The organism is Flavobacterium johnsoniae (assembly GCF_001879205.1).
GTDB classification, from domain to species: Bacteria; Bacteroidota; Bacteroidia; order Flavobacteriales; family Flavobacteriaceae; genus Flavobacterium; species Flavobacterium johnsoniae_A.
This window is the reverse complement of the sequence record NZ_MLFK01000013.1, coordinates 89,379-111,767: the sequence shown is the minus strand read 5'-3', so window position 1 is coordinate 111,767 and position 22,389 is coordinate 89,379. Positions and strand designations below refer to the sequence as shown.

The window sequence follows — 22,389 nt, the reverse complement described above, 5'->3', positions numbered from 1 at the left end:
CACAAAATGAGCCTATTAAGTTCTGAAAACATATTACTATTTAGTTTCGCATTAATTGTTATTGCGTTTTTATATTCAAGTGTTGGGCATGGCGGTGCATCTGGTTATTTGGCATTAATGACCATTTTTGCTTTTCCGGTTGCGATTATGAAACCGTCGGCTTTATTACTGAATTTATTTGTTTCAAGTATTTCGTTTTTCTTTTATTATAGAATGAATTATTTCAAACCTAAGCTTTTTTATCCGTTTGCAATAGCATCAATTCCAGCTGCATTTATTGGAGGATTTGTTACGTTGGATAATACGATTTATAAAATAATTTTAGGTATTGTACTGGTTTTTGCAGCGCTGAGGCTGTTTGGAATCTTTAATTTTAAAGAAAAAGAAGCAGTAAAAATTAATCTTCCTTTTGCATTGGCGATTGGTTTTATAATCGGATTATTATCTGGAATGTTAGGTATTGGCGGGGGGATTATTTTGAGTCCTATTTTATTGTTTTTAGGATGGGCATCGGTAAAAGAATCAGCAGCAATTTCAAGCTTGTTTATTTTTGTAAATTCATTTGCCGGAATGCTGGGTTTCTTTCTGGGAGGAAAAACAATTCCGATGGAGAGCTTTTACTTAGTGCCAATTGCTGTTGTAGGAGGTGTTTTGGGCGGTTTCTACGGAAGCGGTTATTTCTCAAACAAAACATTAAAAATAGTTTTAGGAACAGTAATTTTAATGGCAAGCGTTAAATTGATTTTTCCTTAGAAAATAATCCAAGTATGGGAAATCGTGAGCGATTTTTAAGCATAATAATCAGATCAAATAGTTAACGATTAATAGTTGCAGTTATAGTAAAACCTGAAATAAAAAAGTCATGGAAACACCAACAGTATTTATTCTTTGCGGCGGAAAAAGCTCTCGAATGCAGTCTGAGAAAGGGTTGGTTTTGTTTCAAAAAAAACCATTTATAGAACATATTATTAAGGCAATTTTGCCCATTACAGATAAAATAAAACTAATTACGGCTTCAAAAGAATATGATTATCTGCCGTATCAAAAAATACCGGATATCATTTCAGATAAAGGTCCATTAGGTGGTATTTATACTGCTTTGCTACATTCTGAAACGGAGTTCAATTTAATTTTAAGCTGTGATATTCCATTGATTTCGACTGAATTGCTGACGGAATTAATCTCAAAACATACAGAAGAAGCCGGAATTACGGTTTTTGCTTCAGAAAGTAAAACGCATCCATTAATTGGAATTTATTCAAAAAAAATTGTTCCGATTATAAAAAGTGCTATCGATTCAGATGAATTAAAAATGATGGATTTACTGGCCAAAGTACCACATCAAATTTTAAATATAGAAGAAAGTGAAAACTTTCATTTGACCAATATTAATTCGGCAGACGAATTAAACGATCTGAATATCAATTTAAGTTAGAAATTATGAAGAGCTTAAAAATACCAAAATTAACGATTGTCGGCGCAGGTCCCGGAGACGTTGAATTAATCACAATGAAAGCCATAAAAGCTTTACAAAGTGCCGATGTGGTGTTGTATGATGCCTTGGTCAATGAAGAATTACTGCAATATGCACCAAATGCAGAAATTATTTTTGTTGGAAAACGTTTAGGCTGTCACGCTTACACGCAAGATCAGATCAACGATTTGATTGTTTCGATGGCAAAAAATTACGGACATGTCGTACGTTTAAAAGGCGGTGATCCATTTGTTTTTGGAAGAGGAAGTGAAGAAATTGAATTTGCAGAAGAATTTGGTGTTGAAACCCACATTGTTCCTGGGATTTCATCTGCATTAGGCGTTCCGGCTTCAGTAGGAATTAGTTTGACACAGCGAAAAGTGGCCGAAAGTTTCTGGGTAATAACAGGAACTACCTCAGATCATAAATTGTCAAAAGATATTCAATTAGCTTCTAAATCTGCCGCGACTGTAGTTATTTTGATGGGAATGCATAAGTTAGAAGAAATAATTGCTATTTATCAGCAAAACAGAAATGACGATCTCCCGGTTGCCATTATTCAAAACGGAACGAAAAATTCAGAACAAAAAGTAGTTGGAACTATAAGTACAATTACTAAATTGGTATCTGAAAAAAATATATCATCACCGGCAATTATTGTGATTGGCGAAGTGGTTAGAAATACATCAAATTGGATTTCCTATTTTCAGGAACATTTTGATGATGAATTTATTTTTCAGAATTTAAATTTATAAAAATGATTGAGGTTAAATATTTTGGAGCTGTTGCCGAAAAGACAAAATGTGAGTTTGAAAAAGTGACTTTTTCTGAAGTTTCGCTGCAGGATTTACTGCGTAATCTTGAAGAAAAATATCAATTTAATTCTCTTTCGTTTAGTGTAGCCGTAAATCAAAAAATAGTTTCAAAAACTGCAGCTTATAATTTGCAGACAAATGATATTGTGGCTTTGTTACCACCGTTTGCTGGAGGATAATTTATTTTTTATGGACACTTCAAAACGATACAACAGACAAATAATTCTTCCTGAAATTGGAGAAGATGGTCAGAACAAATTACTGAAATCCAGAGTTTTGGTTATTGGTTCAGGAGGCCTTGGTGCTGCCGTTTTGCCTTATTTAGCTGGGGCAGGAGTGGGCGAAATAGGAATTGTTGATGATGATGTAATTGAAATTTCAAATCTTCATCGTCAGGTGATTTATAAAAGTGATGCCGTTGGAAAATCAAAAGCTGAAGAAGCCGCTTTGATGATTTCAGAATTAAATCCTTTAGTTATAGTAAAAGCCTTTTCTGAGAAGTTGTCCGGAAGTAATGCCATCTTATTGTTTGAAAAATACGATATTGTTGTTGATGCAACAGATAATATTTCGATTAAATATTTAATAAACGATGCTTGTCTGGTTACCAATAAACCAATGGTTTACGGATCTATTTTTAGGTTTCAGGGACAGGTTTCGGTTTTTAATTACCAAAACGGACCAACATACAGATGTTTGTATCCGGATGAAAACAATAATGCATTAAATTGTGAAGAAGCAGGAGTAATTGGAGTTTCGGTTGGAATTATTGGAATGTTTCAGGCAAATGAAGTTTTAAAAATGATTCTCGGAATTGGAACAGTTTTAAGTGGGAAAATATTAGTTTATAATATTTTGAACAACGAACAGCAAAAGTATGATTTTGAGAAAAGTAATTTTCCACAAATAACCAGAGAAGCATTCGATCAAAAATATAATAAAACAGCAGTCGAAGAAATAAGTTTTGAATCGATTTTGGATCAAACTAATAACGATAAGGTTCTATTTCTGGATGTTAGAAACAGTGATGAACTGCCAAAAATCAGTTTAAAAAATCAGATTCAGATCCCGTTGATGAATTTAGAAAAGGAAGTTGAAAAACTTAATAAAAACCAAACGGTTTATATTTTCTGTCAATCTGGAATTAGAAGTAAAATTGCCGTGGACTTGCTGCAGAAACAGGATTTTAAAAATATAAAAAGTATTGCTGGAGGCGCTTTGGCAATGAAACAATTATTAAAAGAAAAAACGGCTATTTAAATTTAATACTATGAAAAAAATATTATTTGGATTTTTTTCGTTCTTGTTTTTTACTCAGTTTATGTTTTCTCAAAATCAAGTTGATGCTACTGGTGAAACAGAAATTTATCAAGCTTATGATAAAGCAGATAAAGAATTGAATGTAGTTTACAATCAGTTAAAAAAGAAGTTAGGAACAAAAGATCAGGCAGCGTTAGTTGTTTCTCAAAAAGACTGGATAAAGTTTAGGGATTCAAATTGTAAATTTAAATCCTATCCGGAAGGTTATGGAGGTGTTATAGCAAACAAAATGTACGCAGATTGTAGAATGCAAATTACAATTAGCAGAACAAAAGAATTAAAAAGTTTAATTAGCGGTTTTTGAGATTAAAGTAACAGTTAATTTTTTCAGATTGTTTTAGGGAAAATCTGCGTAAAACTTTAAACATAAACTCTAAAAAAAATAAAAATGAGTAAAAATGTATTTGTACAAGGACCAATTGCTCCTGAATTTATAGCCGAATCGATTGCAAAACACCAATCAAAGCATACGATTGGGGCGCACAATATTTTTTTAGGACAAGTTCGTGCCGATGTTATTCATGATAATACTGTTGTAGCGATTGATTATTCGGCATATACAGATATGGCGAACGAGGCTTTACATGCGATTCGTGAAAAAGCTTTTGCCAAATTCGATTTGACCTGTATGCACATTTACCACAGTTTGGGCGTTGTAAAAGCAGGCGAAATTTGTTTGTTTGTTTTTGTTTCGGCAACGCGTCGCAAACAGGTTTATGAAGCCACCGAAGCAATCGTAAACTGGATTAAAACTGATGTACCGATTTTTGGCAAAGAAATGTTTGAAAATGATACATTCACTTGGAAACAAAATACCTAATAAATAAAAATGGTAGATATTACGCATAAAATAAGCACATTAAGAGTAGCAACAGCAACCGCGATTGTAAAAGTCAGCAGACAGGAAACTATTGATGCTGTGGTGAATAATTTAGTTCCAAAGGGAAATGTGTTCGAAATGGCAAAAACGGCCGGATTATTTGCTGTAAAAAACACGCACTTGTCCATTCCGGATTGTCATCCGCTTCCTATTGAATTTACTTCGGTAGAATACAAAATTGAAGGTTTGGATATTCATATTATCTTCAACGTAAAAACGGTTTACAAAACCGGAGTTGAGGTTGAGGCCATGCATGGCGCATCGATTGTGGCACTTACGATGTATGATATGCTGAAACCAATCGATAAAGAAATCGAAATTTCGACTATTAAATTAATTAATAAAGAAGGAGGGAAATCTTCTTTTAAAAATAAATTTCCGAATGCGATAAAAGCGGCAGTTTTTGTCTGTTCAGATTCGATTTTTGCCGGAGATAAAGAAGATCGTTCGGGAAAAATTATTGTAGAAAAATTAAATTCATACGGAGTTGAAACCGCTCATTACGAAATTATTCCGGATGAACTGGATGTCATTCAGGAAAAAACAAAAGCTTTTGCAAAAGAACATCAGCTGGTAATTTTTACCGGCGGAACCGGATTGTCGCCGAGAGATGTAACTCCCGAAGCTTTGGCCCCCATATTAGAAAGCAGAATTCCAGGAATTGAAGAAGCGATTCGCGATTACGGACAGCAGAGAATGCCGTATGCAATGTTATCCAGAACGGTAGCCGGAACTTTGGGAAAAAGTTTAGTATTGGGATTGCCGGGTTCAACAAACGGAGCGAGAGAATCTATGGATGCGGTTTTTCCGCATGTAATGCATGTCTTTCATATTTTAAAAGGAAAAAATCATGACAGCCTCTAACACTATTTTAACGGATGTTTTTGGGCGCAGACACAATTATCTGCGCATTTCTTTGCTGGAAAAATGCAATTTGCGTTGTACATACTGCATGCCGGCTGACGGAATTGCGCTTTCTCCTAAAGCCAGTTTAATGACGGCCGATGAGATTTTTGCTATAGCCCAGACTTTTGTACAAAATGGTGTTGACAAAATTCGATTAACAGGAGGAGAACCCCTTTTAAGAAAAGATTTTCCGGATATAATTACCAAATTAGCTTCTCTTGACATTTCACTTTCCATAACAACAAATGGAATTTTAATCGACCGTCATATTGATGTTTTAAAACAATATAAAGTCAAAAAAATCAATTTGAGTTTAGATACTTTAATTGCGTCTAAATTTCACTCTATAACGCTTAGAAATCAGTTTGAAAAGGTTGTGGATAATTTGCATTTACTTTTAAATCATGATTTTCAGGTAAAGGTAAATGTAGTTTTGATGAAAGGATTTAATGATAACGAAATTGTAGATTTTGTCAAATTAACCCAGTTTCTCCCTATCTCCGTGCGTTTTATTGAATTTATGCCCTTTGCCGGAAACCAATGGGATAGAAGCAAAATGGTATCGCAAAATGAAATTTTGTCACTGGTTGAAAATACTTTTTCAGCAAATGAAATTCAAAAACTTGAAGATGAAAAAAACTTCACAGCACGAACCTATCAAATAAAAGGTTTTCAGGGGAACTTCGGAATTATAAGTTCTATTACGAATCCATTTTGTGACAGCTGCAACCGAATTCGTTTAACAGCCGATGGAAAAGTAAAAAATTGCCTGTTCTCTAATTCTGAAACCGATCTTTTAACGCCTTTTAGAAATGGCGAATCGATCACAAATTTGATTTCTGAATCGATCCAGAAGAAAAAGAAAGTTCGAGCCGGAATGGTAACAATTGATGAAATGAACGATCCTGCAAAACATTTTGATAATCGCAGTATGATTGCAATTGGAGGGTAGAGTTGTGGGTTATGCTTAATATCTTTTATTTGTAAATCTAGTTAAGCTGCTAACTGGCAGATACAACTTGACAGGCTGAGCGTCGTCGAAGCCCTGTGCAGAGTGTTTCATTGCGAGGCATAAAAAAAGGCTCAACTTTTTCAAGTTAAACCTTCTTTGTAATTATTTTTTCTTTTTAGCTTTTGCCTTTTTTTGAGACTTTGCTTTCTTTTTTGCAATTTTTTTAGCTTTAGCTTTTTCCTTAGCTTTTTTAGCTTTTTCTTTTTTCTTGGCTGCAGCTTTTTGTTTTGCCTTTTTAGCTTTTTCTTTCTTTTTGTCTTTTTTAGCTTTCTCTTTTTTCTTAGCTAATTTCTTTTTCTCTTTTTCCTTTTCCTTGTCTTTCAATTTTTTCGCTTTTTTATCAGATTTATTTTTAGCAGTTTCTACCGTTGCAGCTGCTTCTTTTGTGCTCTCTTCTTTTGATTCTGTAACAGCTGTTTTAGTAACAGTCTTTTTCTCCTCTGTTTTAGCGGCAGGTGTAAGTACTTTTTTTGCTGGTGCTTTTCTTACTGCAGGTTTTGGAGTAGTTGTTGCAGCTGTTTTTATAACAGCTTTAGCAGGCGTTTTTGTTGTTGTCGCTGCTGTTTTTACAACAGAAGCAGCTGGGGCTTTTGTTGCTGTTGAAGCAGCTGGTTTTGCCGTCGCAGCTGGTTTTGCAGCTGTTGCTGTTTTAGCTGGCGCAGCTTTACGAACAGGCGCTTTTTTAACAGGTGTATTTTCAGCTTTTGCAGTTTCTGGAGCAGGCTGAACAGCTTCAGGTTTTGGTGAATCAATTTTCTCAGGGGTTGTCTCTTCGGTCTTGTTTTCCATATTAAATGAGCTTTTAGATGAGGATAATTAGTAACAATGTAACTAAATTGTTAATTTACAGTTAAGTAAAGATAACTATAAAACAAGTCTCCCAATGTTAAGTTTTTCTTTAAAAATTAACATTAACGCATTGATATTTAATTGTTTGGTTTTTTATTGAAAAACAAAAAATAAAATCTCTTAACAATTCTACATGAAAAAATAGAGGAAATTGCTGTATATAAAAGTGAATTGTGAAAGTAACTTTTCAAAGTGAAAGTAAAAGTTAGAAGTAAAAATATATTTCAATTATAGAAATTTATTTTGAAAACGATTGCTCCAGCCCAGATTGGAGCAGCATCCTTTTGAGCCGTTTCCGACTTCGGTAATGGCTCAAAAGATATAGCATAAAGCTGGAATATGCTTCTAATTTTTTTAAAATATTTAGAAGTTGTTAATTTTCTGCAATTTCCAGAATTCTAAAATTACTTTTGGGAGCTTCACATAAGGAACAACAGTAATTTTCGCCTAAATCAGTAAATAAAATACCTTTTGGAATACCCTGACTTTCATCTCCGTATTCGGGTTTATAAAGCGTTAAACATTCTTGGCATTGATAAACATCTAATTGTGGTTTTTCTTTCTTTTGCTGATTTTCGATGGTTTCCGGAATTGAATTTCCAAGCTCATCAAAATATTTCCGGCTTAATTCAATTAGAATTGTGGGTAACTCAAGTTTGTCAATGTCTTGCGAATGCACGATATATTCTCGCGTATTCGGGTCGAAATTCTTTGCAAACAAAACATTATAAGTATCGCGAATTTTAATTGATTCCAGGGCTGGAGGGAGTTCGTTCTTTTCAACAACAATTGATGTGAAATAATGACCATCGCGATTGTATTCAGATAGGCCGAAAGTTAACCCATAGGTACTGATGTCAAATTGATCTAGTGTTCGAACCAAAAATGTTTTGAGGTTCAGGGCCCATTCCATCGCAACCGGTAAATGCCAGTTTAGTTCTAATAAAGAATGACGAACATTGATTCCTCTTTTTCCAAGAAATTTTTCCCATTCTAGTTTTCGGTCTTTTGGAATACCTTTTATGATAAAAGATTTCCATGGTGTGATACAGATTTTCCCTATTTTGCAGTCTAAACATAAATCGCACATTTCTTTTAGGAAATCGAGATTGTAAAGGTTATTTCGCCAATATAAGCCAAGCCAGTATTGATCGATTCCCATCCTGTTCATTCCTTCATAATACGGAAACGGATAAAATGGAATATTTAAAGGTTTGTCAATGGTTCTGTTATTGGTGTCTAAAGCTTCGCTCACGAGGGTAAATATCAAATCAATACCAATAGATTCTTCGGCAGTAATACGTTCTATTTCGTAATAAAATTTGGCAATATCCCAGCTGTAAATCAAAACAGGATATACTTCCATACGTTCCCATTTTGGCAGTCGAATGTACAAATACCAATAATCTTCATGTTCAGAAGCGATAAAATTTAAATGTCCGGTAAATAACGGAACTAATTGTTGTTTGGGGTCGTTTATATTGACTTTGAGTTTTGGCTGTTCTTTAAAAAGTTCTAAAATATAGAGGAATTTATTTCCTGTAAGCCAATTGGTATTTCTAAAGATATCTGTAGAAACATACGATGAAACAATATTATTACCGCTTTTTTGATCAGGATAAACGAAATGATGTTTGCCTAAAGCGTTTTTATCCATAGATTTAAAACCTTTTGGAAAAATAATATCCTGTCTGGAACCAAATGAAATCGAATCCAGACCCTGATCCATCGCCATATTGACAACTTCTCTTAATTCTCCCGGCGAAATTACGCCTCCCTTTATTATTAATCTTGTTAGTTCCATTTTTTCTTTGTTTCAAGTTTCAGGTTTCAAGTTTCAAGTTTCAGGTTTTTTCTAAAGTTTGTCAGTCTGAGCGAAGTAGAAGCCCTTACAGTTAACTCTTCGACTTTGCTCAGGGTGAGACTTTTTTTTCATATTTCAAGTTCTGTTTGATACGGTTAACTTAAACTTGAAGCAAAGAAAACCTGAAACATTATTTTTAAACTTTACATTTCGCCAATATCTCCTTCACTTCGGTTTTACAGCTGCCACATCCCAAACCCGCTCCGGTGTTTTTGCATAAATCGGTAAAATCATTGATCCCGCTTTTAATTGTTTCTTCAATATTTCCGGCTCCAACCTGACTGCAGGAACAAACTAATTTTCCTAAAACAGGTTTTGCACTGGAACTGCCGCGAAGCAATAAATTTCTTTTATCTGATAATTCGATTTTACTTTCGATCATCGTTTTGAATTCGGCAAATTCGTTTTTATCTCCCATTAAAATGGCACCAACAAGCAGGTCATCTTTAACAATACATTTTTTGTAATAGCGTTTTTTTAAATCAGAAAACACGATTTCTTCAAACGAATCGTCATTTTCTGGAATTTCGATATCGCCAATACTGCATAAATTCAAATCTTCGAGTTTTAAAATATTCATTAAAACCGAACCTTTATAATAACTGCTGATATCGCCCGCTAAAAAGTTAGCTAAAATATCTGCCTGTTCTTCGGCAGCAGATGTGATCCCGAATAACTTATTGTTGAATTCAGCTATTTCTCCAATCGCAAAAATGTCCGGATTTGAGGTTTGTAAATACTGATTTACTTTCACGCCCCGTCCGCAGGAGAGACCGCTTTCTCTGGCAATTTCTATATTTGGAATCGTTCCTATGGTATAAACAATTGCATTTGCAGTTATGATACGACCGCTTTTTAAAGCAATTTCAATTTCGTTTGGATTATCGGTTTCAAAAACGGTGCTGACTTCATTATCAAAATAAATTTGAATATCACGAAGCTGTACTTCTTCAGCCAGTAATTTACTTGAAATTAAATCCAGCTGCCTTTCCATTAAGCGTGATGCTCTCTGGATTATAGTTGTTTTTACCTTTTTATGTTTTAAAGCTGCGGCCAATTCTAAGCCTAATAAGCCGCCGCCAATAATAACAACATGCTGTTCTTCCGGAGGAAGATTGGTGCTGTCCAGATGTTCTTTTAAACGGTCAGCATCTTCTTTGCGTCTTACGGTAAATCGGCCGGGAAGATGCAGTTGTGCATTTTCAGGTATAAAAGGCCTGCTTCCGGTGGCTAGAATTAATGAATCGAAAGTATGCATTTCGCCCAAGCTGTCTTTTATGATTTTATTGGCCGGATCTATTTTATCAATAGCGACACCAGCTTTCATGGTTATGTTAAGCTTGTTTAAAGCTTCGCCGTTTTTTACTTTTAAAAGTTGTTCCCAGCTGAATTCGCCAGTCATATATTCCGGTAGTAAAACGCGATTGTAAAACGGGTTTATTTCATTAGAGAAAACAATAATTTCATCTGTTGTGTTGAATTCGCGATAATTTTGAATGAATCGAAAAGAAGCCGCACCAGCCCCCACAATCGCAATTTTCTGAAATGGTTTTACATATTTAGTAATGGCAACCGTGGTGAATTTAAAATCAGGCTCTTTTGAAACAGGGTCAACAATTGTATTCGTTAAATTATTGGTTCTGTTTAAGTCATTTTCAAGTTGTTTACCCCAATGCATTGGCAGGAAAACAACTTTTTCTTTTATAGAATCTGTTACTTTTGCCTTTACGCGAACTTCACCATTCTTACTCGACACAATAACAATATCACCGTTTTTAATGTTGTTTTTAAAAGCGTCTATCGGATTTATTTCTAAAACCGGACTTGGTGTATGTGTCATTAATCTCGATACTTTTCCGGTTTTGGTCATCGTATGCCATTGGTCGCGAACCCTTCCGGTTGTGAGAATAAACGGAAATTGCGGTGTTGGTTGTTCTGATGTATTTTCAATTGCTGCTGGTAAGTTGAAAATGGCTTTTTGCGATGGTGTGTAGAATTTTTTATCTGTAAACAACCGCGGAGTACCCGGATGTCCGTAGTCAGGAACCGGCCATTGAAAAGTGCCTTCAGTTTTTAAACGATGGTAATTTAGAAATGAAATATCAATGTTTGTACCTTTGGTAAGCGCACAATGCTCTTTATAAATTTCCTCGGCATTATTGAAATCGAAACCATTAAAATTCATTTTTTTTGCAAAACGAATTAATATTTCAATATCCGGAAGTGCTTCACCCGGCGCATTTATCCCTTTTGGAAGATATGAAATACGTCGTTCTGAATTGGTCATTGTTCCTTCTTTTTCTAACCATCCGGCTGCGGGCAGAAGTAAATCGGCATATTTAGCCGTATCAGCATTATGTGAAATATCCTGAACTACAACGAACTTAGCATTTTGAAGTGCTTTTTCAATTCTTCTTGAATCGGGTAAACTCACCAGAGGATTCGTGCAGATAATCCAGACAGCTTTCATTTTTCCAGATTCCAGAGCATCAAACATTTCGGTTGCCGTCAAGCCCGGTTTGTCTGAAATTTCATCGACACCCCAAAAATCAGCCACTTCTTTGCGATGTACAGGATTTGCGATGTCTTTATGGGCAGCTAAAAGTGTAGCCATACCACCGACTTCGCGTCCGCCCATTGCATTGGGCTGGCCGGTTAAGGAGAAAGGACCCGAACCAGGTTTCCCTATTTGCCCGGTTAATAAAGATAAATTCAGCAGTGCCGTATTTTTATCGACTCCAACTGCACTTTGGTTTAAACCCATAGCCCAAAACGAAAGAAAACCTTTTGCTTTTCCGATAGTGTCAGCGGCAAGTTTAATATCGTTTACCGGAATACCACACAATTTAGAGGCTTTTTCAAGCGAAGTGCTTAAAACTAAATCTTTGTATTGTTTGAAATTCTCAGCATTGTTTTTAACGAAATCATGATCTACGTATCCTTTTTCTATAATACGTTTGGCAATTGCATGATATAAAATGATGTCTGATCCGGGAATAATCTGCAAGTGCAAATCGGCGAAAGCAGCTGTGTCTGTTCGTCTAGGATCGATTACAATAATTTTTGTTTTTGGATTTTTTTCTTTGTGTTTTTCTATTCTTCTAAATAAAATAGGGTGGCACCAAGCCGGATTTGCACCTGTAATTAAAAAGGTATCTGCCAATTCAATATCATCATAAGCGATTGGGACAGAGTCTTCTCCAAAGGTTTTTTTATACCCCACCACGGCAGAACTCATGCAGAGACGAGAATTAGTGTCTATATTATTGGTTTTTAAAAATCCTTTTACCAATTTGTTTACCAGATAATATTCTTCTGTTAAGCATTGACCTGAAATATAGAATCCTACACTGTCTGGCCCATGTTTTTTTATGATGGATGAAAAGACAGCAGCGGCGCGATCGAGTGCTGTATCCCAGCTTACACGTTCCAGAGGATAGGATTTACTGCCGCGCATTTCCGGGTATAAAATCCTATCAGAAGTATCGTTGACTACATAATGCAGATTCATTCCTTTCGAACACAACATCCCTCTGTTTACAGGATGATCTTTGTCGCCTTCTACCATAACGCCGTTTTTAGCATCGTTGGTGACAATTATTCCACAGCCAACGCCACAATAGGAACAGGTAGTTTTGATCTTGGTACTTTGCATTACAGTTCTGTTTTGGATACTATTTTATTAAGTCAGATTGATTTTAGATAAATCACTTATACAAAAATAAGTATTTTTACGTATTAATACTTATTTTTAGAATTTATTTTTTACTTTTGATGGAAATAAATGAGGAACAACAAATTAGATTTTAATCTGGTATAAAAATAGAACTCATGAAAGAAGGACAAGCAAGTTGCTATTCTTGTGTTAATGAAAATTGTTTTATCAATAAGCATTTACATTTAGAGAAAATGGCGCAGTATGTTTCTAAAAAGCAAAGTGTTGCGTGCAAAAAATCTGGACAGTTTATTACTGAAGGCGCAGCTATGCAAGGACTTTATTTTATATGCAGCGGTAAAGTCAAAACAGTTAAAACGGGAATAAACGGGCGGGAGCAAATTGTACGCCTCACAAAAAACGGAGATATTATTGGTTTTCGCGGATTTGGAACTGGAAGAAAATACTTAATTGGTGCTTATGCTTTAGAAGATACTCTTTTGTGTCATTTCAGCAACGAAACCATGTTAAATCTATTACAGCACATTCCTGAATTTACATATAATTTAATGTTGTTTTATGCCGATGAATTAAATAAAAGCGAGAATAATATCCGTAAGATTGCTCATATGAATGTTCGTGAACGTGTGGTTGATTTACTGCTCTATATTCATCGCAAATTTGGCCAAATCAATGGTTTAATTGATATCGAACTTTCGCGAAAAGAAATTGCTGATTTTGCAGGAACAACCGAGGAACAAGCCATTCGAGTAATTTCCAGTCTGAAAAAGGAAGTGCTGATTAAAACATCAGGAAAAAGAATTGGGATTTTGAATATTTCAGAATTAAGGTCTGAAATTATGGAGCATAAATATATAATAAGTTAATTCTTTACGTAGTAATACGTATTGTTTTTGCAGAGACGCAACACAGTGCGTCTCCACGTCGATTTTAATTTATTTTTTTCTGCCAATAAATCGAATTACAGAACCTTTTCCGTTATGGAATAAACCTTCGTTCAACTCAATTTCTTTTTCTTCTAATTCGATTATTTCATAATCAGCGAAATCGGCTTTTATTTCTTCTGTCGAAAATAAGGATTCAATATCTTTTGGTCCTCCTACTTTTTCGTTTACGGCAAGATATTCTAAATGTTTTTTGCTGAAAGCTTCAAAAATAATAATACCATTTTTGTTCAATAAGGTATCAAGCTGTTTATGAATAACCGATTTAATTTCTGCCGGAAAATGAGCATAAATTAAAGCAATTGCATCAAATTGTTTTTCCTGGAAATTTAATGTTTCTAATTCTCCCACTTTATAATCAATCGATACATTATTGTTTTCAGCAAGTTTAATAGCTTTGTTTTTTCCTTCTTCGCTAATATCAAATGCAGAAACTTTCCATCCTGATTTTGCAGCAAACACGGCATTTCGACCTTCTCCTTCAGCAGGAAAAAGAATTTTGCCGGGACTTAGTTTTTGTAGTTGTTCTTTTAAATAATTGTTAGGTGCTGTGCCGTAAGCAAATTCTTCACTGCTGTAGCGGTCGTCCCATCTCTTGGTCCAGTTGTTCATGTTTATATATTGAATTTAATTATTAAAGGTTTGTGGTCACTCAGATTGGTCCAATCTTGGTAATTTCCTATTTCAACACTTTCCAGAGTTTCTATGAAATCATTGGAGGCAAAACAGTAATCAAGATGATACGGTCTATTTTCGTGTCGGTAAAGATATAAAGTTGGATGTTCTTCTTTACCTTGTATTTGATTGAAATATTTATGATACGTACTGAAAATGTTTTTTTCTCCTAATTTGTTCACGACTGTTGTATGATTTCCTTCCCGTCGTGGTTTGTCCCAAATAGTGTTACTGTTAAAATCGCCGGCTAAAATGGTTTTGTTCTCCTTGATAAGATCGTTATAATAATTAATCGCTTTCCAAACCTGTGTTACATACTGTCCGTCTTTGTCTTTCGGATTATTGGCCCAAACTGCAAATAAAGTAAAATCAATTTTCCCTCCAGTTACGGCTATTGGAAGGATATTTTTAAAAGTTGGGTTATGGCAGTCAAGGAGTTGAAATCGATAATCGCTATAGGAGAAAACGGCAAGTCCTTTGTGCGGATTTGTACCATACCAGAGGATTTGTTTTGGCAGCTGTATTTCGTCCGGAAACTTTAGCTTATCAGGATTCTCACACTCAGAAATAATGACAATATCAGGATGATGAGCTAAAATAAACTCAGCTTTTTTTCTGAAAGCCATGTTGCAATTCCAAGCTATGATTTTCATCTGGTATAGTTTCTTTCATAAATAGCGAATTCAAATATACTAAAATTGAGTGCTTCATTTTTTTATAAAAAACAAAAAAGCCCTTTTCCAAAATAGAAAAAGGGCAATTATAAAATTTAAATTTTTAAGTATGTTTTTATTTCTTCCAGCTAAAAATTCTAGGATTTACAGAAATCATTAACCAAGCCCAATTGTTTGCGTGACCTGCATCTCCGTTTTTAATAAATTCTAAAGTTTTAGATCCAAACATTTGAGAATAACCTCCAGTAACTGTTATGTCTTTTTTGAAATTGTAGCCAAAAGTTGCATCAATCTCAGTTCCAAGATACGAATCCATTTTTTCGTTTAGAGGTGTAACAACATCAGCCGCAGATAGGAATACGTGTGGAATTAAAGCAAACTGCCATTTGTTTACATTGTAGTTTAGTTTGATAAAGGCATCTTGTAATCCTACATTGTTTATGTGATTTCCAACATAAAAATAATCCATATAACCATTAAAACCGTGGTTTGTACCAAAGATAGGATTAAATGATTTAATGACTTTACTTCCGTCATTTGAATCTTTTCCAGAAAGGAATTCATATCCTAAACCAGCTTTGAATGATTCAGTGAAGCTGTATCCTAAGTTTGCAGCAGCATTCCAGGCGCTTACCTGCAAATCTGCGCTTTTACCTGTTTGTCCATATATCCATGCATTTGCATCGAACTTTTTGTTTTTATACGTTAAGTAGGTACCAAAAGTTTGTTTGTAATCTACTAATAACTTATCAGCAGTATTTTTGTATTCGTACCCTGTATTTAACAATAACAAGCTTGCTCCTAATTTATCCAAATTAGTGTGATACCAGGCATATTGTAAAGTTTTATAAGAGTTTACAGTATAAGGAGTTTGAAAGGTGTTTTCGGCATCAGAGTTGTAAGCTCCTCCAAGATCTAATTGATTGTTTCCTGAGTGGTAAGAAACCGTCAAGGCGTCATGGCTTTGTCCTTGCTGTGCCCAATCCATTTCTCCCATAATACGCTGGTTGTCATAAGATAGTACCTGACGTCCCATTCTGGCGCTCCATTTTTCAGTAAAATTATATTGTGCCCACGCTTCAAAAACTGCTACTCCATTTTTATCTGCAGTCGCGGTTGGTGAAACATCTCCCCAGGTTCTGGTATTTTGAAAAGTTAATTTTACAGTTAGTTCATCTTGTTTGTAGTTAAAATTTAAACGAGAACGCTGTGAAATTTGTGAAGTTCCTTTTTGACCTTCAGGCAAAAGTGTCTTGTATCCGTTACGATATTCAAAACGTGGTCTTACTTGTAAATTTACATCTAATTCCTGAGCTTGAATTTCAAAACTTAATCCTACTATTAGAATTAAAATTAGCTTAAGTTTTTTCATAATTTGTCATGTTTTTATTTTGCTGTAAAATTATAAGAAAAAGATTTCTTTTTACATGATTATAATCATATTTCTAATAATTTTTTAATCTTATTATAATCTATTGTCTGTCAATTACCTTTGCCAGAACCGGTTGCTTATTGTTCATTATTTTAGTAATGGTGTAATGCATCCAAAATAAACAAACAGCTGAAAATATCAAAATAAAAATCCATGAACTCGACCAGATTCCCGTTGCGGTCAATAAATACCCGAATATTATAGGGCCAAAGAAGCCTCCCAGACCGCCAATCATTCCAACCATGCCGCCAACAACTCCTACTTCTGTAGGGAAGTATTCGGGAATGTGTTTGTAAACTGCAGCTTTTCCAATTCCCCACGAAATTCCAATTAGAATTACTAATACCAGAAATACCCACATATTGGCATCAAACTTAATAACTGTAATTCCCTTTGCTAAAAGTTCTTTTTTCTTTACGGTTTGATTTTGTTCTACTACAACCTGCTGCCACGAAGTGGTGGTTGGAAAAATAGCATTTTCAGTTTGGCTTTCTTTCCTTTGGGCAATATTAAAATTAGTTTCTCCTATTTTAATATTGTCTTTTGCAACAGAGGTGATTGTTCCTTTTTTGGTTGCTAAAACTCCTGGTCCGGCAGTAGTTATTTCCATTTTTGGAACCATTAGTAAAGCGCTCAAAATAACAGAAGAACTTAAAACCCAATACATCACTTTTCTAGCGCCAAATTTATCCGACAAATATCCTCCAAAAGCCCTGATTACACCAGATGGCAGACTGAAAAGGGTTGCAAATAAACCACCCATGACCAAACTGGTTTGGTAAACGTTCATAAAGTTGGGCAAAAGCCATTGAGAATACGCTACAAAACATCCGAATACTAAAAAGTAATAAGCTCCAAAACGCCAAACCCTAGCTGATTTTAAAGAACCAAGCATTTGAGAAACTGTTTTGGTATTGTTTTCTATTTTTTTGTTTTTAGCGAAAATTAAAAAAGCAATACCAATGACAACTAAGGAAACAGCGTAAATTACAGGAAGTATTTTCCAGCCGTTTTGAGGATCGCTGATCGAGAAATGATTTAGCAATGATGGAGCAAGAAAAGTAGTAATTGCAGCACCTGCATTTCCCATTCCAAAGATTCCTAAAGCACGTCCCTGCCATTCTTTTGGGTACCAGATTGAGGTATATCCAATTCCTACGGCAAAACTGGTTCCCACCATTCCGAAGAAAAAACTAAGTAAAGCAAACATAAAAAAACTGTCAGCATAAGGTAGGAGGAATAGTGGTATGGAGCACAGAAGCAATAAAAGAGAAAAAACATATTTACCGCCAAATTTATCTGTTAAGATACCAATTGGCAGGCGCATAATGGATCCTGTTAGAATTGGAATTCCAAGAAGCCAGCCAACCTGAACTACGCTCCAATGGAAAATTCCATTATCAACTAAAAAGGTTACTAAAACCCCGTTTAATGTCCAGCAGGCAAAACACACTGTAAAAGCCAATGTGTTCAAAAATAAAATTTTGTGTGATTGCGATAGTGAGTTCGTATTTTTCATAGTACTTGATTTTTGAGTAAAAATAAGTACTATAACTTAGTTTAAACATGCGAAAACGCAGGTTTTGAAAAATAATTACGTATTTATACGTATTTTTTTTAAATTAAAGAGTATTCTGCAGCTTTGTTAGAAAGTTCCATTAAATTTTTAACTTTCAGTTTTTTCATCAGGTTAAAACGGTGTACTTCGGCAGTTCGTTTACTGATGTCAAGAGCTTCGGCAATTTCTTTATTTCCTTTTCCTGATAATAAAAGAGTAAGGATTTCTTTTTCCCTTTTGGTAATCATCATTTCGTCGGCTAAATTTTGCTTGGGCTCTAATGAATTTAAAGGGCTTGTAAGCTGACTAATTAAGATAGATGAAATATCACCGCTAAAATATTTTCCTCCTGCAGCAACAGTATGTAAAGCTTTTAGGAATTCTTCTTTGCTTGAGCCTTTTAATAAATAACCGTCGGCACCGGCTTTTATGGATTTTAATACATATTCTTCCGATTCGTGCATCGAAAGCATGATGATTTTTACATTATTATTTTCGCTTCTAAGTTTTTCTACTACTTCGATGCCGGTTAAATTTGGCATACGAATATCTACTATAAGTAAATCAGGTTTGCTTTCTGCAACTACTTCAAGGGCATCGGCACCGTCAATTGCTTCGCCTGCAACCTCTATGTTTGCTTCATTTTCGAGTAAAGATTTAATTCCATCTCTTACAAAAACATGATCGTCTGCTAGTACTACACGAATGATATTACTCATAATTTACTTAATTTATTGCTGGATTTTTTACGTATATTCATCTATAACGAAGATGCTAATATACGTACTTTTTTTAAAATTAAATTCCAATATTAGAATTTCTAATGTTGGGAAGCTCAACTTTGTCAAAGTATTAAAGTTTGGTAAAAGTTTTTAAGCTTGATGTTATCTTTTGAAAACGATTGTCCGCGAGAGGGATAGGAGGAAGCTACCGAAGTAGCCCGGATAGCCCGACAGCATCCCGATAAGAGGGCGAATATACACAAAGGAGATCTGGCCCTCTTGGCGGGATGGTGTCTCGCCCAAATAAATTAGATGATTTGTCAATTTGAAAATGAGATAATGATTTTGTCGATTTACTTTGCCTGGGCTTCTCCCAAAGCCGTGGAATCGCTCAGCCTGAGAAGATTGTACAGAACTTTGTCAAGTTTGTTAAGCACACAGTATTTGGATTTTGTGCTCAAGCGATAACGAACAGGTACGCAATTTAAAAATTTGGAATTTCTATTTCAGTATCGGAATATTGAATGTAATTCTCGTTCCTTCACCTGGAATTGAGTTGATGAAAACGCGTCCGTTGATGTATTGAATTCTTTCTTTCATAAACAATAATCCCATTCCGGATTCGCTGTTACGTTTTTTATCTACAGATGCAATGTCAAAACCCTTGCCGTTATCATCGATAATAATGCTTAGTAAAGTTTCACTGTGTGAAAGCTGTACAATAATATGCGATGATTCAGCATACTTTATGGCGTTGTTGATGGCTTCCTGCGTTAGACGATAAATATTGATTTCAATTAAAGAGTCTAAACGCTTTTCAAAATCAGTTTTATTGTAAAAAAGGATTTCTTTTCCTGTTAGTTTTGAGAGTTCCTGTGTTAGTTTTGCCAAAGAAGAAACGATTCCGTGATCGCTTAATTCCGGAGGCATTAAATTAAAAGTTGCTGTACGAACGCCTTTTATAATATCGAGGGATAATTTTTTAAGATATTCGATTTTTTGCGCCGCTTTTTCTTTGTCGTCAAGATTGATGCTTTCAAGGCTAAACTTCAAGCCAGTAAGCATTTGTCCAATTCCGTCGTGAATTTCTTTTGCAATTCGGTTTTGTTCGTTCTCTTGATTTTCGACAATTTTGCTTGAAATAATTTTTTGCTGATTGATTTTCTCTGTGATGTTTTCGAGGTTCAAACGCTCTACTTCGCGCTGTGCTTTTTTACGTTCGGTAATGTTGAAACAAACGATTAAAAGTTCAAGTTCGTCTTTTTTTATTGTAACCGGAACCATTGACAAATCGAGCCAAATGGTTTGATCTTCTTTGTTTAAAATTTTAATTTCGCCCTGCCAGCCGCTTCTTTGTTTTTCAAAAATAAGCCGGTCAATATTGATTTGCTCTTTTTCATCTATCGTTAAGACTTCAGAGAATTTTTTATTTGATGAAAACTTAGTGTAATTTAAAAGTTTAGCAAATTTTTCTCCGATATGTATAATAGAACCATCTGGCGCAATACGGCAATAAAGCAGCGTGTTTTCCATTGCGTAGTTGAGCGATTTTAATTCTTTAACCGAGTTTTCCTTAATTTCGCTGATGATCTCCGTATCATATGCCAGTTTTAAAGCTTTCTTTTCTGAAGATAAAAGTTTGGCAATTAATCTTTCGATTTTCTTATTTGTGGGTTTAAAAATAAAGAAGAATTCTAAAAGCAGGACTAAAAGAGTAAAACCAAAGATCCAATATTCTATTTTTCGCTGCTCTGTTACTTTTTCATGCGCTTCGAGATCGTATTGTGTAACAATCTGATTCATTTTTGAAAGGAAAAGACCTTCGTTTTCTAAAATAACCTGAACCAGTTTTTGATTTTCTGAGGAATGTTTTTTCTCTTTTAAATTCAATAAAAAAGAATGGGTTGTTTGGGCAATTTTATTGAAAATAGGATTGATTTCAAGATATAATTTACGAAGTGTCTCTGATTTTTCTTTTGGAAAAGCCAGGCTGTCGCTGCCGTTTTCGAGTGCATTTTGATTTTTTTTCCAAAGCAATAAAACGCTTTGCAAATGCGAAATCTGCTCAGAAGAAGTGCTATCAGATACATAATGAAGAATTAAAACTTCTTTCACAATTTTCTGGCTCAGCATTCTTTGTTTTCCGGAGAAGTTGATGATTTTAGAATCGCTTAACTGCTGGTTCAGATTGTACTGCACTAAAATCTGACTGATAATTATAGTTAAAGCAATAGTAAGAAGCGCAAAAAAATACAGACGGCGTAAGTTTTTGAAAGTGATTTTTTCTTCTTCCTGATTGCTTTTCTTCATAAAATAAGTTTACAATCCTAAAGAGGCTTTTATAAGATTGAGGTTTTCTTCAGAATAATTGATTTTTAAGGCTGCCTCATGTCCTTTCTCAGACATTTTATCCCAGGTTTTTTTAATGATGTTTTTTAGCTTTTCTTCATCGTGTTTATGTACAAATGGATCTAAATAATAGTCTAGAAACACTAAACAGATAACATCTTCCAGTAATTGAGTTTCGGCATCTTTTTTAAGCAGTTTTTTTTCGATTAAAAACGAAACACGATCTATAAAAGTTTGGTCGTAACCATCTTTTTCCAAAATTTCAGCGGTAGTTTTGGCGTGAAATTTTTTAAGCTCTTCTCTCCATTTCAAGTATCCTACACGATCCATTGGATAGGATTCACGGGCAACTTTCCATCTGCAGATGTGCTGCGCTTTTGAGGCAATCTGGATTTCTTCAGATGCATTTGGTTCGAACTCCATTAGTCTTTGGTACATCCTGTTGGAATACAATAATTCTTTTGGGTATTCTGTATTTTGATCGATTTCAATGTTGGGATCTTGTGCATTTTCAGCATCAATCCACTCGCTTGCTTTTTGAAAAGGTGTAGTCATTGTTTGGTTTGATAATAGATTTCAAAGATACGGAATTAGTAAATATGTGAGATGTGAAATGTGAAATGTGAGATGTGAAATGTGATTACTAAAAAAACATTCTCATTTTTCACTTTTTACTAATCACATCTCACATTTCACATTTTTTTTAATCTACAAAACCAACAAATACTTCATTCTCTACAACCTTAATCGGATAGGTTGCAATTTTAAAGTCGTCTCCGTTTAAATTAGATCCATCAATAAGTGAAAATGTTTTCTTGTGCATTGGACAAGCAATTTTTGGAATATCATCTGATGATCCTGTCATTCCTCTTGAAAGTACCATTTCCATTTTGTGCGGGCAGGCGTTTTGGCAGGCATACCATTCATTACGGCGAGCAAAATTAAAAATAGCAATCTGCTTGTTTTTATATTTGATGCAGCCGCCTCGATTGGTTGGAAAATCTTCTACTTTACCCGCTTTAAACCAAATTGTTGCATCGCTTGCATGAACTGTTTCGTATTGATTTAAGATTTCTTCCATGGTATTAAATTTTTGTTCCTGTTTCTTAGCCCTCTTTTTACAATCAAGAGAGTTTGATGGCGCAGTAAAAAAGAGGGTAAGAAGGACAGCAAACGTTTATGATATTTTTTTTCTTTTTTTGGAGCTGATTTTTTAATTAAAAATTAAAAACCTTTTGA

At 34.7% G+C, this 22,389-nt stretch carries 21 protein-coding genes; 10 read left to right on the top strand and 11 right to left on the bottom strand.

What is annotated here, in order from left to right:
* Positions 1–6 precede the first annotated feature (6 nt).
* The 9 genes from BKM63_RS22495 (at position 7) to moaA (ending at position 6,347) form a co-directional block, all read left to right on the top strand.
* Positions 7–753, top strand: a complete 747-nt coding sequence (locus tag BKM63_RS22495) for a sulfite exporter TauE/SafE family protein (protein ID WP_071638819.1) — start codon at positions 7–9, stop codon at positions 751–753.
* Between the two features lie 109 nt (positions 754–862).
* Positions 863–1,435, top strand: coding sequence for a molybdenum cofactor guanylyltransferase (locus BKM63_RS22490; RefSeq protein WP_071638818.1), 573 nt, complete (start codon positions 863–865; stop codon positions 1,433–1,435).
* Between the two features lie 5 nt (positions 1,436–1,440).
* Positions 1,441–2,229: a uroporphyrinogen-III C-methyltransferase gene (cobA, locus tag BKM63_RS22485; protein WP_071638817.1), complete on the top strand. Its 789-nt coding sequence runs from the start codon at positions 1,441–1,443 to the stop codon at positions 2,227–2,229.
* 2 nt (positions 2,230–2,231) lie between these two features.
* Positions 2,232–2,468, top strand: coding sequence for a MoaD/ThiS family protein (locus BKM63_RS22480; RefSeq protein ID WP_071638816.1), 237 nt, complete (start codon positions 2,232–2,234; stop codon positions 2,466–2,468).
* Between the two features lie 10 nt (positions 2,469–2,478).
* Positions 2,479–3,549 (top strand): HesA/MoeB/ThiF family protein, encoded by a 1,071-nt coding sequence (gene moeB / locus BKM63_RS22475; RefSeq protein ID WP_071638815.1) that lies wholly within the window; start codon positions 2,479–2,481, stop codon positions 3,547–3,549.
* 10 nt (positions 3,550–3,559) lie between these two features.
* On the top strand, positions 3,560–3,913 hold the full coding sequence (locus BKM63_RS22470) for a lysozyme inhibitor LprI family protein (protein WP_071638814.1): 354 nt from the start codon (positions 3,560–3,562) through the stop codon (positions 3,911–3,913).
* 84 nt (positions 3,914–3,997) lie between these two features.
* Positions 3,998–4,429 carry a molybdenum cofactor biosynthesis protein MoaE gene (locus BKM63_RS22465; RefSeq protein WP_071638813.1) on the top strand — a complete coding sequence of 144 codons (432 nt, stop codon included), beginning with the start codon at positions 3,998–4,000 and terminating at the stop codon, positions 4,427–4,429.
* 9 nt (positions 4,430–4,438) lie between these two features.
* Positions 4,439–5,353 carry a bifunctional molybdenum cofactor biosynthesis protein MoaC/MoaB gene (gene moaCB, locus BKM63_RS22460; protein ID WP_071638812.1) on the top strand — a complete coding sequence of 305 codons (915 nt, stop codon included), beginning with the start codon at positions 4,439–4,441 and terminating at the stop codon, positions 5,351–5,353.
* The gene (moaA, locus tag BKM63_RS22455; protein WP_071638811.1) at positions 5,340–6,347 is read left to right on the top strand and encodes a GTP 3',8-cyclase MoaA; all 1,008 of its coding nucleotides are present in this window, start codon (positions 5,340–5,342) and stop codon (positions 6,345–6,347) included. Before moaCB ends, moaA begins: the two co-directional genes overlap by 14 nt.
* 162 nt (positions 6,348–6,509) lie before the next feature.
* On the opposite strand, the gene BKM63_RS22450 is transcribed toward moaA, so the two are convergent.
* The 3 genes from BKM63_RS22450 to BKM63_RS22440 form a co-directional block, all read right to left on the bottom strand.
* A complete protein-coding gene (locus tag BKM63_RS22450; RefSeq protein WP_071638810.1) occupies positions 6,510–7,196 on the bottom strand; it encodes a hypothetical protein in 687 nt (228 codons plus the stop codon).
* Between the two features lie 433 nt (positions 7,197–7,629).
* Positions 7,630–9,060 (bottom strand): rubredoxin, encoded by a 1,431-nt coding sequence (locus tag BKM63_RS22445; protein ID WP_071638809.1) that lies wholly within the window; start codon positions 9,058–9,060, stop codon positions 7,630–7,632.
* A 196-nt stretch (positions 9,061–9,256) separates the two neighbouring features.
* Complete coding sequence (locus BKM63_RS22440; RefSeq protein ID WP_071638808.1) at positions 9,257–12,775, bottom strand: nitrate reductase; 3,519 nt, start codon at positions 12,773–12,775, stop codon at positions 9,257–9,259.
* Between the two features lie 176 nt (positions 12,776–12,951).
* Between BKM63_RS22440 and BKM63_RS22435 the strand changes: the two genes are divergently transcribed.
* The gene (locus BKM63_RS22435; protein ID WP_071638807.1) at positions 12,952–13,662 is read left to right on the top strand and encodes a Crp/Fnr family transcriptional regulator; all 711 of its coding nucleotides are present in this window, start codon (positions 12,952–12,954) and stop codon (positions 13,660–13,662) included.
* Positions 13,663–13,731: 69 nt separating this feature from the next.
* Here the strand turns inward: BKM63_RS22435 and BKM63_RS22430 are convergent, their stop codons facing one another.
* The 8 genes from BKM63_RS22430 to nirD all read right to left on the bottom strand — a co-directional run bounded on the left by BKM63_RS22430 (position 13,732) and on the right by nirD (position 22,231).
* Positions 13,732–14,352: a class I SAM-dependent methyltransferase gene (locus BKM63_RS22430; protein WP_071638806.1), complete on the bottom strand. Its 621-nt coding sequence runs from the start codon at positions 14,350–14,352 to the stop codon at positions 13,732–13,734.
* A 2-nt stretch (positions 14,353–14,354) separates the two neighbouring features.
* On the bottom strand, positions 14,355–15,068 hold the full coding sequence (locus BKM63_RS22425; protein ID WP_071638805.1) for an endonuclease/exonuclease/phosphatase family protein: 714 nt from the start codon (positions 15,066–15,068) through the stop codon (positions 14,355–14,357).
* 136 nt (positions 15,069–15,204) lie between these two features.
* Positions 15,205–16,461, bottom strand: coding sequence for an alginate export family protein (locus tag BKM63_RS22420; protein ID WP_071638804.1), 1,257 nt, complete (start codon positions 16,459–16,461; stop codon positions 15,205–15,207).
* A 100-nt stretch (positions 16,462–16,561) separates the two neighbouring features.
* On the bottom strand, positions 16,562–18,040 hold the full coding sequence (locus BKM63_RS22415) for an MFS transporter (protein WP_071638803.1): 1,479 nt from the start codon (positions 18,038–18,040) through the stop codon (positions 16,562–16,564).
* A 98-nt stretch (positions 18,041–18,138) separates the two neighbouring features.
* A complete protein-coding gene (locus BKM63_RS22410; protein ID WP_071638802.1) occupies positions 18,139–18,798 on the bottom strand; it encodes a response regulator transcription factor in 660 nt (219 codons plus the stop codon).
* A 504-nt stretch (positions 18,799–19,302) separates the two neighbouring features.
* Positions 19,303–21,111: an ATP-binding protein gene (locus BKM63_RS22405; RefSeq protein WP_071638801.1), complete on the bottom strand. Its 1,809-nt coding sequence runs from the start codon at positions 21,109–21,111 to the stop codon at positions 19,303–19,305.
* Between the two features lie 9 nt (positions 21,112–21,120).
* Entirely contained in the window at positions 21,121–21,705 is a 585-nt protein-coding gene (locus BKM63_RS22400; protein ID WP_071638800.1) for a DUF4202 domain-containing protein, read from the bottom strand.
* Positions 21,706–21,853: 148 nt separating this feature from the next.
* A complete protein-coding gene (nirD, locus tag BKM63_RS22395; protein WP_071638799.1) occupies positions 21,854–22,231 on the bottom strand; it encodes a nitrite reductase small subunit NirD in 378 nt (125 codons plus the stop codon).
* Between the last annotated feature and the right edge of the window lie 158 nt (positions 22,232–22,389).

Excerpts from the sequence above, each read along its gene's own strand:
- BKM63_RS22470 (WP_071638814.1), top strand. The coding sequence starts at position 3,560 with ATGAAAAAAATATTATTTGGATTTTTTTCGTTCTTGTTTTTTACTCAG.
- BKM63_RS22425 (WP_071638805.1), bottom strand. The coding sequence starts at position 15,068 with ATGAAAATCATAGCTTGGAATTGCAACATGGCTTTCAGAAAAAAAGCT.
- moaCB (WP_071638812.1), top strand. The coding sequence starts at position 4,439 with ATGGTAGATATTACGCATAAAATAAGCACATTAAGAGTAGCAACAGCA.
- nirD (WP_071638799.1), bottom strand. The coding sequence starts at position 22,231 with ATGGAAGAAATCTTAAATCAATACGAAACAGTTCATGCAAGCGATGCA.
- moeB (WP_071638815.1), top strand. The coding sequence starts at position 2,479 with ATGGACACTTCAAAACGATACAACAGACAAATAATTCTTCCTGAAATT.
- BKM63_RS22480 (WP_071638816.1), top strand. The coding sequence starts at position 2,232 with ATGATTGAGGTTAAATATTTTGGAGCTGTTGCCGAAAAGACAAAATGT.
- moaA (WP_071638811.1), top strand. The coding sequence starts at position 5,340 with ATGACAGCCTCTAACACTATTTTAACGGATGTTTTTGGGCGCAGACAC.
- BKM63_RS22450 (WP_071638810.1), bottom strand. The coding sequence starts at position 7,196 with ATGGAAAACAAGACCGAAGAGACAACCCCTGAGAAAATTGATTCACCA.
- BKM63_RS22445 (WP_071638809.1), bottom strand. The coding sequence starts at position 9,060 with ATGGAACTAACAAGATTAATAATAAAGGGAGGCGTAATTTCGCCGGGA.
- BKM63_RS22415 (WP_071638803.1), bottom strand. The coding sequence starts at position 18,040 with ATGAAAAATACGAACTCACTATCGCAATCACACAAAATTTTATTTTTG.
- BKM63_RS22405 (WP_071638801.1), bottom strand. The coding sequence starts at position 21,111 with ATGAAGAAAAGCAATCAGGAAGAAGAAAAAATCACTTTCAAAAACTTA.
- BKM63_RS22490 (WP_071638818.1), top strand. The coding sequence starts at position 863 with ATGGAAACACCAACAGTATTTATTCTTTGCGGCGGAAAAAGCTCTCGA.
- BKM63_RS22495 (WP_071638819.1), top strand. The coding sequence starts at position 7 with ATGAGCCTATTAAGTTCTGAAAACATATTACTATTTAGTTTCGCATTA.
- BKM63_RS22410 (WP_071638802.1), bottom strand. The coding sequence starts at position 18,798 with ATGAGTAATATCATTCGTGTAGTACTAGCAGACGATCATGTTTTTGTA.
- BKM63_RS22400 (WP_071638800.1), bottom strand. The coding sequence starts at position 21,705 with ATGACTACACCTTTTCAAAAAGCAAGCGAGTGGATTGATGCTGAAAAT.
- BKM63_RS22465 (WP_071638813.1), top strand. The coding sequence starts at position 3,998 with ATGAGTAAAAATGTATTTGTACAAGGACCAATTGCTCCTGAATTTATA.
- BKM63_RS22435 (WP_071638807.1), top strand. The coding sequence starts at position 12,952 with ATGAAAGAAGGACAAGCAAGTTGCTATTCTTGTGTTAATGAAAATTGT.
- cobA (WP_071638817.1), top strand. The coding sequence starts at position 1,441 with ATGAAGAGCTTAAAAATACCAAAATTAACGATTGTCGGCGCAGGTCCC.
- BKM63_RS22430 (WP_071638806.1), bottom strand. The coding sequence starts at position 14,352 with ATGAACAACTGGACCAAGAGATGGGACGACCGCTACAGCAGTGAAGAA.
- BKM63_RS22420 (WP_071638804.1), bottom strand. The coding sequence starts at position 16,461 with ATGAAAAAACTTAAGCTAATTTTAATTCTAATAGTAGGATTAAGTTTT.
- BKM63_RS22440 (WP_071638808.1), bottom strand. The coding sequence starts at position 12,775 with ATGCAAAGTACCAAGATCAAAACTACCTGTTCCTATTGTGGCGTTGGC.